Genomic DNA, 13,496 nt, shown 5'->3' with positions numbered 1-13,496 from the left:
CCCTGGCCATGGGGACCCACCTCACCAAACGGCGCGCGGTCGACCTGTGCCGCGTGGCCACCTGCCTGTGTCGCCCCGTCATCTGACGGCGGGGCTGTCTCCGGCCGCCTGACGGCGGCCACCGGCACAGGGTTCTCGCGCCCTCCGGTGATCCCACCGAATGCCCGGCAGCGGCGCCGTCGCACGAACCCGTGATCCCGTCCTTCCGCTGGGTCCCGCGCGTGGTGCGACAGTTACACCCATCAATGCTCGCGCGTTGGCTCACCATCCATCCTCACCAGGGAGTGATTCGATGAGTCGCGACACCGCACTCGTTTCGGCCGAATGGGCCGAGAAGAACCTCGACGCCCCGGGCGTCGTCTTCGTCGAGGTCGACGAGGACACCTCGGCCTACGACACCGGCCACATCGCCGGCGCCATCAAGATTGACTGGAAGACCGACCTGCAGGACCAGGTCCGCCGGGACTTCGTCAACAAGACGCAGTTCGAGGCGTTGCTCTCCGAGCGGGGCATCAGCAACGACGACACCGTCATCCTCTACGGCGGCAACAACAACTGGTTCGCCGCGTACGCCTACTGGTACTTCAAGCTCTACGGCCACGGCGACGTGAAGCTGCTCGACGGCGGTCGCAAGAAGTGGGAGCTGGATGCCCGCCCGCTGGTCACCGACTCGGTGGCCCGCCCGGCGACGCAGTACGTCGCGCAGGAGCCGGACACGTCGATCCGGGCCTTCCGGGACGAGGTCGTGGCCGCGATCGGCACCAAGAACCTGGTCGACGTGCGCAGCCCCGACGAGTTCGCCGGCCGGCTGCTCGCCCCCGCCCACCTGCCGCAGGAGCAGGCGCAGCGGGCCGGGCACATCCCCACCGCGATCAGCGTCCCGTGGTCCAAGGCGGCCAACGAGGACGGCACCTTCCGGTCCGACGACGAGCTGCGCAAGATCTACGGCGACGCGGGGCTCGACGACGGCAAGGAGACCATCGCCTACTGCCGGATCGGCGAGCGCTCCTCGCACACCTGGTTCGTGCTCCAGGAGCTGCTGGGCCACCGCAACGTCAAGAACTACGACGGCTCCTGGACCGAGTACGGCTCGCTGGTCGGCGTGCCGGTCGCGCTCGGTGACGAACCCGGGGAGGCCTGATCATGACGCTTCCCATCGCCGCGGGTTGCGCCGCACCGGACCAGGCCGCACCGTTGCCGGCCAGTCTGGACCTGGAGAAGGAAACCGTCATCACCGGGATCGTCCGCTCCACCGAGGACGAGCCGGTGCCGGGCGCGTACGTCCGGCTGCTCGACTCGACCGGTGAGTTCACCGCCGAGGTGGTGACCTCGGCAGCCGGCCAGTTCCGGTTCTTCGCCGCGCCGGGCTCCTGGACGCTTCGGGCGCTGTCCCGGCACGGCAACGGCGACACCGCCGTCACCGCTGGCCGTGGCGTCAACGAGGTTGGCGTCACCGTCGCCTGACCCACTGCTCTGATCGACCGGGGCCGGTCACCCTCCTGGGGTGGTCGGCCCCGGTCGTGTGTTCGGCGATGCGCCAGTGGTGTGGGCCACCGCCGGTCACCGGTCCTCGGCGGTCACCGCCGTCCCGCCGGGACGGGCCGCGAAATCAATCGGCATACGTCACTATCTACTGGTGGAAATCACGGGTGAGGGTGGCATGTCCGGCGAAGAGGTTCCGATCGTCGTCTGCGTCAGCGCGGACATGTCGATGCGGGAGCGGGTGCTGCGTCAACTCGACGGGCTCGGCCCGGTGCTCAGCTGTGCCGACCTGACCGAGCTGCGCGAGCTGCTGTCGTCGCCGACCGCCCCGCCGCCGGCCCGCCCCGCGACCGTGCCGCCCGCCGCTCCGGCCCGTCCCGCGATCGTGCCGCCCGGCGTGCCGCAGGGCCTGGTCAGTTGGGGTGAGCTGGTCGTCGACCGGGCGGGACACCGGGTCACCTGGCGCGGGGACCCGCTTCCGTTCACCCCCACCGAACGGGAACTGCTCGCCCTGCTCATCGGCCCACCGCTGGTGGTGTGGAGCTACGAACAGCTCTTCGCCGCCGTGTGGAGCGGCCCGTACCGGGGCAGCGCCATCCTGCACTCCGCCGTCAAGCAGCTCCGGCACAAACTGCGTGGTCTCCCGGGAGGGCCGCAGGTGCACACCGTCCAGGGGATCGGCTACCGGCTCGATCCACCACCCCGCTCGACCTGACCGCCGGTGGGCCGGCGGCACACCCGTGACACCATGGCCGGGTGAACGGTGCTGTCCAGACGGGTTGGGCTCCTTCGGCCGGTCCCACCGCGCCGCCTCCTGCCCGGTCGTGGCGGCGTGTGTTGCTGGCCGCGACAGCGGCCTGGGCCGTGTTGCTGGCCCTGCTCACCTGGACGTCGGTCCGCGACGACCCACCGACCGTGCGCGAGCAGCGGTCCCTCGACCAGGCCGGCCCGGTGGTCGACCGGGCGATCGGCGAGCTGGCCCGGGCGGCCGGTGCGGCCGGTCTGCTGGAGCTGGGCCCGGCGCGGATCGCGGAGGGTTGCCGGGTCACCCCGTTCGCCGACGGGGCGAGGCTGCGGCGTGACGTCGGGGTGCTCGCGCCCACCGGCTCCGAGCAGACCGTGCTGAAGGGGATCGCCGAGCGTCTGCCGGCGAGCTGGCGGGCCGGGGTGGGCCCCGGGCTGAACGGCATCGAGCTGTACGCCGACGCCGGAGAGTTCGTGGCCGTCCAGGGACGGCCGACCGCGGACGGCCGGGTGCGAGTGGTCGTCGACACCGGTTGCCGGCCGGTCGGCTCCGGCTACACACCGGTCGCGGCCACCGCCGGTCCCGAGGCCGCCGCCCTGACCGCGGCGCTGCGGGCGCTCGACCGCCCGGCTGACGCCGCGCCGGAGCTGGTCACCGCACCCTGCCCGGGCGGCGGGTCGGCCCACACCGTCCGTTCCGCTGAGGGCCCCGGCCCGGCCGCGCCGACGGCCGCGCTGGCCGCGCTGGCCGGCAACGCCCCACTGCTGGACCAACCCCCGGTGTACGCGTACCGCACCGGCCCGGTCACCGTGCTGGCCGAGCTCAACCAGGACGCGACCCGGTTGGCCGCCACCGTCGGCTGCCCGGGTTGAGCCGGGCGGCTCGCTCGGATCAGCCGCCGCCCGGCTGATCCTCCGCGTCACGGCTGCGGCCCAACGCGTCGACCTTCCCCCACCGACCGGGGATGTCCAGCAGCTCGACCCGGCCCATGCCCGGTGGCACGGCCGGGTCGATGATCAGGTGCTCGCCCTGCGGCTCCAGGCCCAGCATCACCCGGAGCAGCAGCAGCGGAGTGCCGGTCGACCAGGCCTGCGGGCTGCACGCGGTCGGGTACTCCACCGGGTAGTCGGTGAGGTCGCGGGCGTAGCCGGCGAACGCCTCCGGCAGCCGCCCCTCGAAGTAGCGGGACGCGGCCAGCATCGTGTCGCAGATCAGCCCGGCCTCATTCCGGAAGCCGTACCGCCACAGCCCCCAGGCGATGATCGAGTTGTCGAACGGCCACACAGTGCCGACGTGGTACCCGATCGGGTTGTACCGCCCCTCGTCCTCGGCGAGCGTCCGCACCCCCCACCCGGAGAACAAGCGCGGCCCGAGCAGGTGCTCGACCACCTTGCCGGCGCGGGACTCGTCCACGATGCCGCTCCACAGCAGGTGCCCGATGTTCGAGGTGAGTGCGTCCACCTGCCGGCCGTCGGCGTCCAGCGCGAGCGCGTAGTACTCGCGGTCGGCGATCCAGAAGTCGCGGTCGAACCGCCGCTTGAGGTCGGCGGCCTCCCGCTCCAGCCGGTCGGCGTACGCCGGGTCGTTCCAGAAGGTCCGGGCCAGCCGGGCGGCCCGGATCTTCGCGTCGTACGCGTACCCCTGAAGTTCGCAGGTCGCCCGGGGGAAGCCGGGCATCTCGCCGTCGGCGTACGAGATGGCGTCCCAGGAGTCCTTCCAGCACTGGTTCTGCAGACCGGTCTCCGGGTTGCGGGTCTGGTACCAGAGGTAGCCGGTGCCGAGCAGGTCCCCGTACGTGTCGATCCACTGCAACGCCGCGCGGACCTGCGGTTCCAGCTTGCGGACCAGTGTGGCGTCACCGGTCCACCGCTCGTACTCGTCGAGCAGGATGATGAACAGTGGTGTGGAGTCGGCCGACCCGTAGTACGGCGAGTGCGGCTGCTCCTCGAAGCCGGCGGTCTCGCCGTACCGCAGCTCGTGCAGGATCTTGCCGGGCTCCTCGTCCCTGAAGTCGTCCACCCGGTGCCCCTGTAGTCCGGCCAGCATCAGGATGGTCGGGGGGACCAGTTCCGGCAGGAACGGCAGCACCTGCAACGAGGTGATGATGCTGTCCCGGCCGAACAGGGTCATGAACCAGGGCAGTCCGGCGGCGATCAGCCGCACGCCCAGGGCGATCGACTCGTAGCGCAGGGCGGCCAGGTCGTTGAGGCTGCGCCGGTACGCCCCGGCCAGTGGCTGGCAGTCGCAGCCGAGCTTCGGCGCCCGGTCGATCAGTTCCTGCTGCTCGGCCCGGATGGCGTCCGCGCTGCGGCTGCCGCCGTAGGGGAGGGTCGCGCGGATGTCCTCACCGCGCGCCCCGAAGACGACGCTGGACACGCGTAGCCGGGTGGTCCACCTGCCGTTGCGGGCTATCCGGATCCGGAAGGTCATCCCGGTGGTGTCGACCTGCCCCGGCGCACTGGTGCTGACCGTCGTCTCCCGGTGGAACGCCTCCCGGCGGTAGGTCAGCCGCAACTCGTTCTCCGCGACCGTGACAGTGGTGCGCCCCTGTTTCTGCCGGCGGTGCTTGATCTCGAACAGGTCGGCGAAGTCGGCCGCGATGTCGATCCGGACGGTGAACTCGACGTCCGCCTCGGTGTGGTTGAGGACGGTCAGTTCCTCCGCGAAGCTGCCCACGATCGCCCGGCTGCGGATCACCGACGCCTTGGCGTCCAGGTAGTGCGTGGGTTCGCCGGGGGCGAGGAAGAACTTGGTGCGGTACGACTGGGTGTCGTCGACGGAGAGGGCGTGCAGCCGCTGGCCGTCCAGGGTGAGCACCCACTTGGACAGGAACCGGGTGTCGAAGGAGAACAGCCCGGTGGGGAAGTCGTAGGACGGTTCGATGTCCCCCCGCCGGTCGCTGACCAGGAACGTGTTGCCGTCCAGAATGCTGACGAGTTCCTTCACGTCGGTCGCCTGGCCGCCCGGCGGGCCACCTCACGGGGGTCGCGGGTGCCGGGTGGGTCGGGGAAGAACCGACGGAAGGCGAGGAAGAGCACCACGTTTCCGCTGAACGTGCTCTCGTTGCGTAGCACCGCCGCGACACCCTGCGCCTCGCCGGTGATCAGTCGATCGAAGAGGGCGGCGCTGCTGAACCAGATGGCGTCGGCCGGCCCGCGTTCGCGGCTGACCTGCACCGATCCGGGCCGCATCCGGACCAGCCAGTGCTCGGTCCGGTGGTCGCTGCCGAGGTCGATCTGCAGGGTTCCGTCGGCCAGGCCGCCCAGGACGTCCGGGGCGCGCGCCGGCAGTGATTCGAAGAACCTCTCCGCCGCCTCGGTCACATCCGAATCGTAGGCAGCCGTCCGAGATGTCGGGTCGGTATCGGCACTCCGCCCGGATCAGCCCCACCGGGTCGGATGGTCAGTAGACGAGTGCCTGCGCGCCCTCGGCCAACGCCTCCTCGACGAAAACCGCAGCGCCCGCGATCCGCACCCCGGGCAACACGTCGTCCGGGCCGATCTCCCGGCGGGCGGCGCACTGGGTGCAGGCGGTCACCCGGCCACTGGTCAGGATGACGTGCAGCAACTCGGCCAGCGGTGCGGAGTGCGGCAGCTCGAACTGTTGGGCGCGACCGGGCAGCGCGAACCAGGTCGATTCACCGGTCAGCCAGAGCGACACGTCCACCCCGGCCGCGACAGCCGTCGCGGCGACAGTGAATGCCTGCGCGCACCGCTCCGGGGCGTCCGCCCCCGCGGTGGCCTTGACGACGAGAGTGCGGGCCATGTGGCCCAGCATAGGATGGCCGGGATGGTTACCGAGATCGGGTTTGTCAGCCTGTTGGTCGCTGGCCTGGGCGGGCTCGCCGGTGGCCTGGTCTACCTTGCCGTACGCATTTCGAGAGGACGCTGGTGAGCGCGAGGAGTGAGCCGGGTCTGCGAGCCCCGCAGTCGCGAACGAAGGTGGCCCTGTGAGCGCGAGGAGTGAGCCGGGTCTGCGAGCCCCGCAGTCGCGAACGAAGGTGGCCCTGTGAGCGAGAACCCGCTGCAGCCGCCGTGGCTGAACGCGCCGCCGGTCGAGGAGTACCCGTTCGAGGAGAGCCACGACCTGCGGGTCGGGCCGAAGCTGCACCCGGCGCTGGATGGCCTGCTGCCCTACATCGGGCTGTGGCGCGGCCGGGGCAAGGGTGGTTTCCCCACCATCGAGGACTTCGACTACGCGCAGGAGATCCGGATCAGCCACGACGGCCGACCGTTCCTGCACTACGAGTCCCGCGCCTGGATCCTGGACGAGCAGAGCAAGCCGGTCCGGCCGGCCGGTCGTGAGATCGGCTGGTGGCGGCCGGTGCTGGTGGACGGGCGGGCGACCGACGAGCTGGAGGCGCTGCTGAGCACCCCGACCGGGGTGATGGAGTTGCACCTGGGCAAGCGCACCGGCACCCAGGTCGAGTTCGCCACCGACGCCGTGGTCCGGACTCCGACTGCCAAGGAGGTCACCGGTGGGAAGCGGCTCTTCGGCATCGTCGAGGGTGCGCTGCTCTACGCCCAGGAGATGGCCGCCATGGGCCACGGTCTCAGCCCGCACCTCTCCGCCCGGCTCGTCCGGGTCGGCGGCTGACTAGACCGGGAAACCCAGCAGGGCGTGCAGGGCGGGGGTGCGCGGGCAGCGAGCTCGACGCACCCCGTCCAGCGTGTGCACCTCGGCGGCTCCGCGTAGCGACGAGGTGAACCACAGGCCGTCCGCGGCGTGCAGCTCGGCCACCGTGGCCAGCCGCTCGGCGGTGTTCAGGCCCAACTCGCCGGCGTGGGCGAGCAACCAGGCGACGGTCGTGCCGGCGAGGATGCCGGTGATCGCGGCCGGCACCGTGCAGAGCGTCTCGTTGGTGAGCCACACCACGTTGGCCGTGGGGCCCTCCAGCGCGTAGCCGTCGGAGGAGACCCACAGCACGTCGTCCACGCCGGCCCGGCCGGCCCAGCGGCGGGCGGCGCTGCTGACCGCGTACGACGTGGATTTGATCCCGGCCGGCAGCCAGCTCAGCCCGGGGCGAGTGTCGGCGGGCACCCCCAGCGGCAGGGTGGCCACATTGATCCCGTTCCGCCGGGCTGCCCGGGAAGGCGCCGGCACCTCGGCCAGCGTGGCGTAGACCGTCGGGGGGCCGCCGGCCTCCGGGCCCCTCGTGCAGACCAGCCGGAGCGCCCCTTCCGCGGGCGTCGGCCAGTCTGCGCGTACCTCGTCGAGCAGGTCGGTCAGCGCTGCGGTGGGGGGTAGCGGCAGGTCGATGGCGGAGGCCGCCGCGACCAGGCGGGCCAGGTGCTCGTCGCGCAGCCACGGCCGGCCGTGCCGCAGGTGCATGGTTTCGAAGATGCCGTCGCCGTGCAGGACGCCGAGATCGTCGCCGCGAAGCACGGGGTCGCCGGTCGGAATCAGGCCGCGCCCGAGCACGGCGATCCGCGCGGCCGCGCCCTCCCCGCCGGACGACTTCACCATGACCGTCGAGCGTAGTGGCGGTCGATCGCGATGTGAGGAGCAGCCTGGTGGCCGAACTATGATCGGACGGTGTCCGAATCCTCCCTCGCGGAAATGCTGCGGGCCCGTGGGCTGCGGCTGACGGCCCAACGGCAGCTCGTCCTCCAGGCGGTGCTCGATCTGGGGCACGCCAGCCCGGAGCAGGTGCACACCGCCGTCCGGGAGGTCGCGGCCGGCGTCAACATCACCACCATCTACCGCACGCTTGAGCTGTTGGAACGGCTCGGCCTGGTCACCCACACGCACCTGTCGCACGGCTCACCGACCTATCACGCCGCCGGTGAGCACCAACACGTCCACCTGGTCTGCCGGGAGTGCGGCGCGATCGACGAGATCGATCCGGAGCTGCTGCGCCCGCTCGCCGACCAGTTGGCCACGCAGCGGGGGTTCCGGGTGGATATCGGGCACGTGTCACTTTTCGGCGTCTGCGTACGCTGCGAGAACGGGGACGATAAATGATCGACATCGCGGGCGCGGTGGCCGTCGAGGGCATCGACGAGGCCAGCCGTGACCAGCCGGATCCGGCGCATGTCGCGGCCGGGGTGCGGGGGGTGGCCGCACACTACGGCGACCCGCTGCGTGAGCAGCGCACCCTCGACACCGCTGTCGGTCTGGTCGACCGGTCGCACCGGGGGATCATCGCGGTGCCCGGGGAAGAGCGGGCCAGCTGGCTGCACACTGTCACCTCGCAGCACCTGAGCGCACTGGCCGCCGGTGAGGGCACCGAACTGCTGGTGCTGTCCCCGCACGGCCACATCGAGCAGCACGCCATGGTCGCCGAGGACGGCGAGACCACCTGGCTGGACACCGAGCCGGGGGCCACCGAGGGTCTGCTGGCCTACCTGAACAAGATGCGGTTCTTCAGCAAGGTCGAGCCGCGCGACGCGACCGCCGAGCGGGCACTGCTGTCGCTGGTCGGGCCGGCGGCGACGGAGGCGCTGAGCACGCTCGGCGTGACCGGGCTCGCCGCGCCGGACCAGGTCGCGGTGCCGGGTCCGAAGTTCCCGCACGGTGCCGTGCCACTCCGGGCGAGCGCCCGGTACGACGTACGACCGCTGCCGATCGGTGGCTGGGCCCGCCGCGGCCCGCTCGGGGTGGACCTGCTGGTGCCCCGCTCGGCGATGGACCAGGTCGTGGCGGAGCTGCGCGGCGCGGGCGTGCCGGTCGCGGGGCTCTGGGCGTACGAGGCGATCCGGGTGGCCGCGCGCCAGCCCCGGGTCGGGGTGGACACCGACCACCGGACCATCCCGGCCGAGGTGGACCTGATCGGCCCGGCGGTGCACCTGGACAAGGGTTGCTACCGGGGGCAGGAAACGGTGGCCCGGGTGCACAACATGGGTCGGCCGCCGCGCCGCCTCGTACTCCTGCACCTGGACGGTGTGACCACCGACCAGCCGCCGGCGGCCGGTACGCCGGTGACCCTCGACGGCCGAGCGGTCGGCTTCGTCGGCACCGCGGTGCTGCACCACGAGCTGGGTCAGGTCGCCCTCGCCGTGATCAAGCGGAACGTCTCCGACGACGCCGCGCTGATGATCGGCGAGACCGCGGCGGCGATCGACCCGTCCTGAGCGGGCCGTCTAGGATCGCCGGCATGACGACAGGGACGTTGATCACGGTGGCCCCGACCGGCGCTGAGTCGGCCAAGGCAGAGGTGCCGGCGCTGCCGGTGACCCTCGACGAGTTGCTGCTCACCGCCAAGGAGTGCGAGGCGCTCGGCGCCGCCGTGATCCACGTTCACATCCGCGACCACGAGGCGCGGCCGAGTCTCGACCCGGTGCGCCTGGCCGACACGGTGGCGGCGCTGCGGGAGAGCACGGACCTGATCGTGCAGCTCTCCTCCGGCGGCGCGGTGACCGATCCGGAGGCTGCTCGGCTGGCCGTCCTCGACGCCAGGCCGGACATGGCCTCGTGCACGATGGGCACCGTCAACTTCGGCGACGACGTCTTCCTCAACCGCTGGGAGTTCATCGTCGACCTGCACACCCGGATGCAGGAACGCGGGATCGTGCCGGAGTACGAGATCTTCGACCTCGGCCACCTGTCCGCGTTGCAGCGGTTGCTCGGCAGGTACGGCCTGCCGGCCGGCGGGCACGTGCACGTCGACTTCGTGATGGGCGTGCCGGGCGGTATGCCGGGCACCACCGAGACGCTGGTCGCGGCGCACCGGATGCTGCGGGACCTGCCCGAGGGCACCACGTTCTCGGCCACCGGGGTCGGCCGCAGCACGATTCCGGTGCTGCTGGCCTCCCTGTCGACCGGCGGGCACCTGCGGGTCGGTATGGAGGACACAGTGACGTACGCCAAGGGCCGTCCGGTGGAGTCCAACATGCAACTGGTCGCCCGCGCTGTGGGTTTCGCCCAGCTCGCTCAACGCCCGCCGCTGACCACCACCGAGGCTCGCGAGCTGCTCGGTCTGTAAGGCCGGGCCGGTCCCACGCTCCTGTCACCCGAGCGGAGGACCACCTGGTCACCCCGCCGACGGGCACCCCGGCACCGTCGGTACCGTCCAGCGCGTGACGAAGACGTACGAGGGTGGCGCCCCACTCGCCGAGGTGGTCCGTTCCGGGTTCGTGGAGGGGGCGCACCGAGGTTCGGTGGTGGTGCTGGACGCCGCCGGTGCGGCGGTGGCGTCCGCCGGGGACGTGACGTCGCCGATCTTCCCCCGCTCGGCCAGCAAGCCGATGCAGGCGATCGGGATGCTGCGTGCCGGCCTGCCGTTGACCGACCCGGCCGACGTGGCGCTGGTCTCGGCGAGTCACGCCGGTGAGGACTTCCACCTGGCCCGGGTCGGTGCGTTGCTCCAGCGGGCCGGGTTGGACGCCTCGGCCCTGCACTGCCCGCCCGACCTGCCGGTGGGCGTGGCGGCCCGGGAGGCCGTGCTGCGCGCCGGGGGCGGCCCGAACCGGGTGCAGATGAACTGCTCCGGCAAGCACAGCGGCATGCTGCTGACCTGCGAGGCCGCCGGTTGGCCGCTGGATGGTTACTGGCGGCCGGAGCACCCGTTGCAGCACCGGTTGCGGGCGGCCATCGAGGAGTTCACCGGCGAGCAGGCGGCGGCGGTGGGCGTGGACGGTTGCGGCGCCCCGGTGCTCGCGGTGTCGCTCACCGGCCTGGCCGGGGCGTTCCTCCGGCTGGTCGACGCCGAGCCCGGCTCGGTGCCGCGTACGGTGGCCGACGCGATGCGCGCGTACCCGGAGATCGTCGGTGGCACCCAGGCCGACGACACCCGGTTGATGCGCGGCGTTCCAGACCTGCTGGCCAAGGTCGGTGCCGAGGGCGTGATCGCGGTGGCCCTGCCGGGTGTCGGCGCCGTCGCACTGAAGATCGACGACGGCGCCGACCGGGCCCGGATGCCGGTGCTGGTCTCCGCGCTGCGCCGGCTCGGTGTGGACGCCCCGGTGCTGACCGAGTACGCCGAGGTGCCGCTCTTCGGCGGCGGTGTCCCGGTCGGCGCGGTCCGCCCGCTCTGGTGACTGTCGTCTAGCGCAGGAAGTCGAGCAGTGCGGCGTTGACCGGCTCCGGACGCTCCAGCGGCAACAGGTGTGCGGCGTCCGGCACGTCCGGCAGCCGTACCGCGCCGGGGACCTCGGCGGCGATCCGGTCGGCGAGCCGGCTGATGTCCGGTACGTCGGCGGCGCCGGCGGTGACCAGGACGGGCACTGTCAGCTCGCCGAGGCGACCGATCGCGGGCGGCGTCAGCTCTCCCACCTCGACCGCACCGAGCGCCAACTCGGCGGCGAGCGCACGCTGGTCCATCTCCTGCGCGAACGCGAGGAGCGCGGGGTCGACGTCCTGCGGCTGGCGACCCGGGCCGACCACCCAGAACCGCACCTCACCGGCAGCGCCGGCGACGAAGTCGTCGGGGTCGACCTCGCCGACCAGGTCGTCCCAGAGGTCGTTCGCCTCCTCGGACCACTCGTTGCCGGAGACCGCCGTGTCGAACAGCGCGAGTGCGCTCACCCGGTCGGGGTGGGCCAGTGCGGTGTCGATGGCGACCGCCCCGCCGAAGGAGCAGCCGACCAGGGCGGCGCGGGGCAGGTCGAGTGCGTCCAGCAGCCCGGCCACGTCGTCGTGGTGCGCGAACGGCGTCGGCGGCAGCTCCGAGTCCCCGTAGCCGCGCAGGTCCGGGACGATCACCCGGTGGTGGGCGGCGAGCGCGCGAAGCTGCCCTCGCCACATCCGCCGGTCGGCGATGCCAGCGTGCAGCAGTACGACGGGCGAACCGGTGCCCGCCTCGTCGTACGCGATGCTTGCTCCATTGACTGTGATCTTGTGCACGGACGGACCGTACGGAATCGGGGGAGTGCGGCGCAAGCGACCGCTGAGACCTTGCTAACTGTGGCTAGCGTTTTGCTTGCAGGAGCTAGCGCGGCCGGTTAATGTCGCGGTCATGGCCACACCGAAGGACCTTCCCGACGTCGGCGGGTTCATCCGCGATCTTCGGCGGAACGCCAAGATCTCGCTCCGTCAGCTCGCCGAGCAGGCGGGGGTCAGCAACCCGTACCTCAGCCAGATCGAGCGCGGCCTGCGCAAGCCCAGCGCCGAGGTGCTTCAGCAACTGGCGAGCGCGCTGCGGGTCTCCACCCCGGCGATGTACCTGCGCGCCGGGCTGCTCGACGACAAGGAAGGTCACGGCGTGCTCGCGGCCATCGCCGTTGACGCCGACCTGACGATGGCCCAGAAGCAGTCACTCACCCAGATCTACGAGACGTTCCGCCGGGAGAACACCCGGCTGGCCGACGCCCAGGCCCCCGCCGAGGGCAGCGGCACCGGGTCCACCGGCGGCACGGCCGGGGCGACCACCCCGACCGATGTCGGCGATCAACCCGCCGACCTGGCCAACCTGGCCGCCACCGGCCCCACCACCGCTGGCGGCACCCCGACCGAGGCCGTACTCGAGTCGGTCGCCGTCACCGAGGCGGGCACCGCACCCGCCCCGGGCAGCACCAACACCCCCGAGAAGAAGGCCGCCGGTCCGGCGGTCCGCGAGGCCGCCACGGCGGCCGAAGAGGAGACGTCATGAGCGAGCCGAAGACCAACCGCATCCCCGCCCCGATCTACGCCGCCGCTGGCGCCGGTGAGCTGGCCATCGAGCAGTTGCGCAAGCTGCCGGCCGTTGTCGGCGTCCTCAGCACCCGGGTCGTCGCCGACCTGGGCGGTCGGGCCGTGCTGACCGGTTACGAGCTGCGCCAGAAGGCCACCGAGACCCTGCGTACCGCCAACGAGACCGCCGGCACGCTGCGCGAGCGGGCGCAGGCCGAACTGGACCTGGCCAAGCTGCGCGACTCGGCCGAGCTGGCCAAGCTGCGCGAGGCCGCCGACCTGGCCAAGCTGCGCGAGGTCACCGACCTCGACAAGCTGCGCGCTGCCGCGACCCGCAACGCCATCATGGTGTACGCGGGCGCCCAGGCCGCCCAGGAGCGGGCCTTCGCCGCGTACGGTGCGCTGGTCGCCCGGGGTGAGCGCGTCGTCGGCGCCGGTGTGCTGGAGGCCGCCGAGACGGTCAACGCCGACATCGAGGCCACCGAGGGTGTGCCGGCGACCACCGCCACCACCCCGGCTCCCGCCACCACGGCCGCGGCTCCCGCCGCCACGGCCCCGGCCGACGTGCCGACCCCGGCCGACGTGGCCGAGATCGCCGAGGCCAAGCCGGCCGCCGTCAAGAAGGCGGCCCGTGCACCGAAGGCCGCCAAGCCGGCCGCGACCCCGTCGGCGAAGCTGCCCCGGGCCACCAAGCGGACCCGCCCGGCGGCCGAGTAGTTCG

At 72.2% G+C, this 13,496-nt stretch carries 18 protein-coding genes; 13 read left to right on the top strand and 5 right to left on the bottom strand.

The window, feature by feature from the left end:
* The first annotated feature begins 8 nt into the window (after positions 1 to 8).
* The 5 genes from CLT68_RS33630 (at position 9) to CLT68_RS03965 (ending at position 3,099) form a co-directional block, all read left to right on the top strand.
* Positions 9 to 86 carry an Ms5788A family Cys-rich leader peptide gene (locus tag CLT68_RS33630; RefSeq protein WP_310503780.1) on the top strand — a complete coding sequence of 26 codons (78 nt, stop codon included), beginning with the start codon at positions 9 to 11 and terminating at the stop codon, positions 84 to 86.
* Positions 87 to 292: 206 nt separating this feature from the next.
* On the top strand, positions 293 to 1,141 hold the full coding sequence (locus CLT68_RS03980; protein ID WP_088950396.1) for a sulfurtransferase: 849 nt from the start codon (positions 293 to 295) through the stop codon (positions 1,139 to 1,141).
* A gap of 2 nt (positions 1,142 to 1,143) precedes the next feature.
* The gene (locus CLT68_RS03975; RefSeq protein WP_099848916.1) at positions 1,144 to 1,464 is read left to right on the top strand and encodes a DUF1416 domain-containing protein; all 321 of its coding nucleotides are present in this window, start codon (positions 1,144 to 1,146) and stop codon (positions 1,462 to 1,464) included.
* Positions 1,465 to 1,660: 196 nt separating this feature from the next.
* Positions 1,661 to 2,197, top strand: coding sequence for a winged helix-turn-helix domain-containing protein (locus CLT68_RS03970; RefSeq protein ID WP_099856760.1), 537 nt, complete (start codon positions 1,661 to 1,663; stop codon positions 2,195 to 2,197).
* Positions 2,198 to 2,238: 41 nt separating this feature from the next.
* The gene (locus tag CLT68_RS03965) at positions 2,239 to 3,099 is read left to right on the top strand and encodes a hypothetical protein (RefSeq protein ID WP_099848914.1); all 861 of its coding nucleotides are present in this window, start codon (positions 2,239 to 2,241) and stop codon (positions 3,097 to 3,099) included.
* Between the two features lie 19 nt (positions 3,100 to 3,118).
* On the opposite strand, the gene CLT68_RS03960 is transcribed toward CLT68_RS03965, so the two are convergent.
* The 3 genes from CLT68_RS03960 to CLT68_RS03950 all read right to left on the bottom strand — a co-directional run bounded on the left by CLT68_RS03960 (position 3,119) and on the right by CLT68_RS03950 (position 6,004).
* Positions 3,119 to 5,173 carry an amylo-alpha-1,6-glucosidase gene (locus CLT68_RS03960; RefSeq protein WP_099848912.1) on the bottom strand — a complete coding sequence of 685 codons (2,055 nt, stop codon included), beginning with the start codon at positions 5,171 to 5,173 and terminating at the stop codon, positions 3,119 to 3,121.
* The gene (locus CLT68_RS03955) at positions 5,170 to 5,550 is read right to left on the bottom strand and encodes an SCP2 sterol-binding domain-containing protein (protein WP_088950391.1); all 381 of its coding nucleotides are present in this window, start codon (positions 5,548 to 5,550) and stop codon (positions 5,170 to 5,172) included. Before CLT68_RS03955 ends, CLT68_RS03960 begins: the two co-directional genes overlap by 4 nt.
* A gap of 79 nt (positions 5,551 to 5,629) precedes the next feature.
* The gene (locus CLT68_RS03950) at positions 5,630 to 6,004 is read right to left on the bottom strand and encodes a DsrE family protein (RefSeq protein WP_088950390.1); all 375 of its coding nucleotides are present in this window, start codon (positions 6,002 to 6,004) and stop codon (positions 5,630 to 5,632) included.
* Positions 6,005 to 6,016: 12 nt separating this feature from the next.
* On the opposite strand from CLT68_RS03950, the gene mtfM reads away from it, so the two are divergent.
* Positions 6,017 to 6,121: a small membrane protein MtfM gene (gene mtfM, locus CLT68_RS33625; protein ID WP_030327764.1), complete on the top strand. Its 105-nt coding sequence runs from the start codon at positions 6,017 to 6,019 to the stop codon at positions 6,119 to 6,121.
* A 114-nt stretch (positions 6,122 to 6,235) separates the two neighbouring features.
* Entirely contained in the window at positions 6,236 to 6,823 is a 588-nt protein-coding gene (locus tag CLT68_RS03945) for a heme-binding beta-barrel domain-containing protein (protein ID WP_099848910.1), read from the top strand.
* On the opposite strand, the gene CLT68_RS03940 is transcribed toward CLT68_RS03945, so the two are convergent.
* On the bottom strand, positions 6,824 to 7,693 hold the full coding sequence (locus tag CLT68_RS03940; RefSeq protein WP_099848908.1) for an aminotransferase class IV: 870 nt from the start codon (positions 7,691 to 7,693) through the stop codon (positions 6,824 to 6,826).
* 69 nt (positions 7,694 to 7,762) lie between these two features.
* On the opposite strand from CLT68_RS03940, the gene CLT68_RS03935 reads away from it, so the two are divergent.
* The 4 genes from CLT68_RS03935 to CLT68_RS03920 all read left to right on the top strand — a co-directional run bounded on the left by CLT68_RS03935 (position 7,763) and on the right by CLT68_RS03920 (position 11,205).
* Positions 7,763 to 8,191, top strand: a complete 429-nt coding sequence (locus CLT68_RS03935) for a Fur family transcriptional regulator (RefSeq protein ID WP_088950387.1) — start codon at positions 7,763 to 7,765, stop codon at positions 8,189 to 8,191.
* On the top strand, positions 8,188 to 9,300 hold the full coding sequence (gene ygfZ, locus CLT68_RS03930; RefSeq protein WP_099848906.1) for a CAF17-like 4Fe-4S cluster assembly/insertion protein YgfZ: 1,113 nt from the start codon (positions 8,188 to 8,190) through the stop codon (positions 9,298 to 9,300). Before CLT68_RS03935 ends, ygfZ begins: the two co-directional genes overlap by 4 nt.
* A gap of 23 nt (positions 9,301 to 9,323) precedes the next feature.
* The gene (locus CLT68_RS03925) at positions 9,324 to 10,151 is read left to right on the top strand and encodes a beta-keto acid cleavage family enzyme (protein WP_099848904.1); all 828 of its coding nucleotides are present in this window, start codon (positions 9,324 to 9,326) and stop codon (positions 10,149 to 10,151) included.
* A gap of 94 nt (positions 10,152 to 10,245) precedes the next feature.
* On the top strand, positions 10,246 to 11,205 hold the full coding sequence (locus CLT68_RS03920; RefSeq protein WP_099848902.1) for an asparaginase: 960 nt from the start codon (positions 10,246 to 10,248) through the stop codon (positions 11,203 to 11,205).
* Positions 11,206 to 11,212: 7 nt separating this feature from the next.
* On the opposite strand, the gene CLT68_RS03915 is transcribed toward CLT68_RS03920, so the two are convergent.
* Positions 11,213 to 12,010 carry an alpha/beta fold hydrolase gene (locus CLT68_RS03915; RefSeq protein WP_199176981.1) on the bottom strand — a complete coding sequence of 266 codons (798 nt, stop codon included), beginning with the start codon at positions 12,008 to 12,010 and terminating at the stop codon, positions 11,213 to 11,215.
* Positions 12,011 to 12,122: 112 nt separating this feature from the next.
* Here CLT68_RS03915 and CLT68_RS03910 point away from each other — a divergent pair, with 112 nt between their 5' ends.
* The gene (locus tag CLT68_RS03910; protein WP_099848898.1) at positions 12,123 to 12,755 is read left to right on the top strand and encodes a helix-turn-helix domain-containing protein; all 633 of its coding nucleotides are present in this window, start codon (positions 12,123 to 12,125) and stop codon (positions 12,753 to 12,755) included.
* A complete protein-coding gene (locus CLT68_RS03905) occupies positions 12,752 to 13,492 on the top strand; it encodes a hypothetical protein (RefSeq protein ID WP_099848896.1) in 741 nt (246 codons plus the stop codon). Before CLT68_RS03910 ends, CLT68_RS03905 begins: the two co-directional genes overlap by 4 nt.
* Positions 13,493 to 13,496: the final 4 nt, after the last annotated feature.

This window comes from Micromonospora sp. CNZ299, from assembly GCF_002754415.1.
Note: the sequence above shows the minus strand (reverse complement) of the source record. Positions and strands in the feature narration are given on the sequence as shown.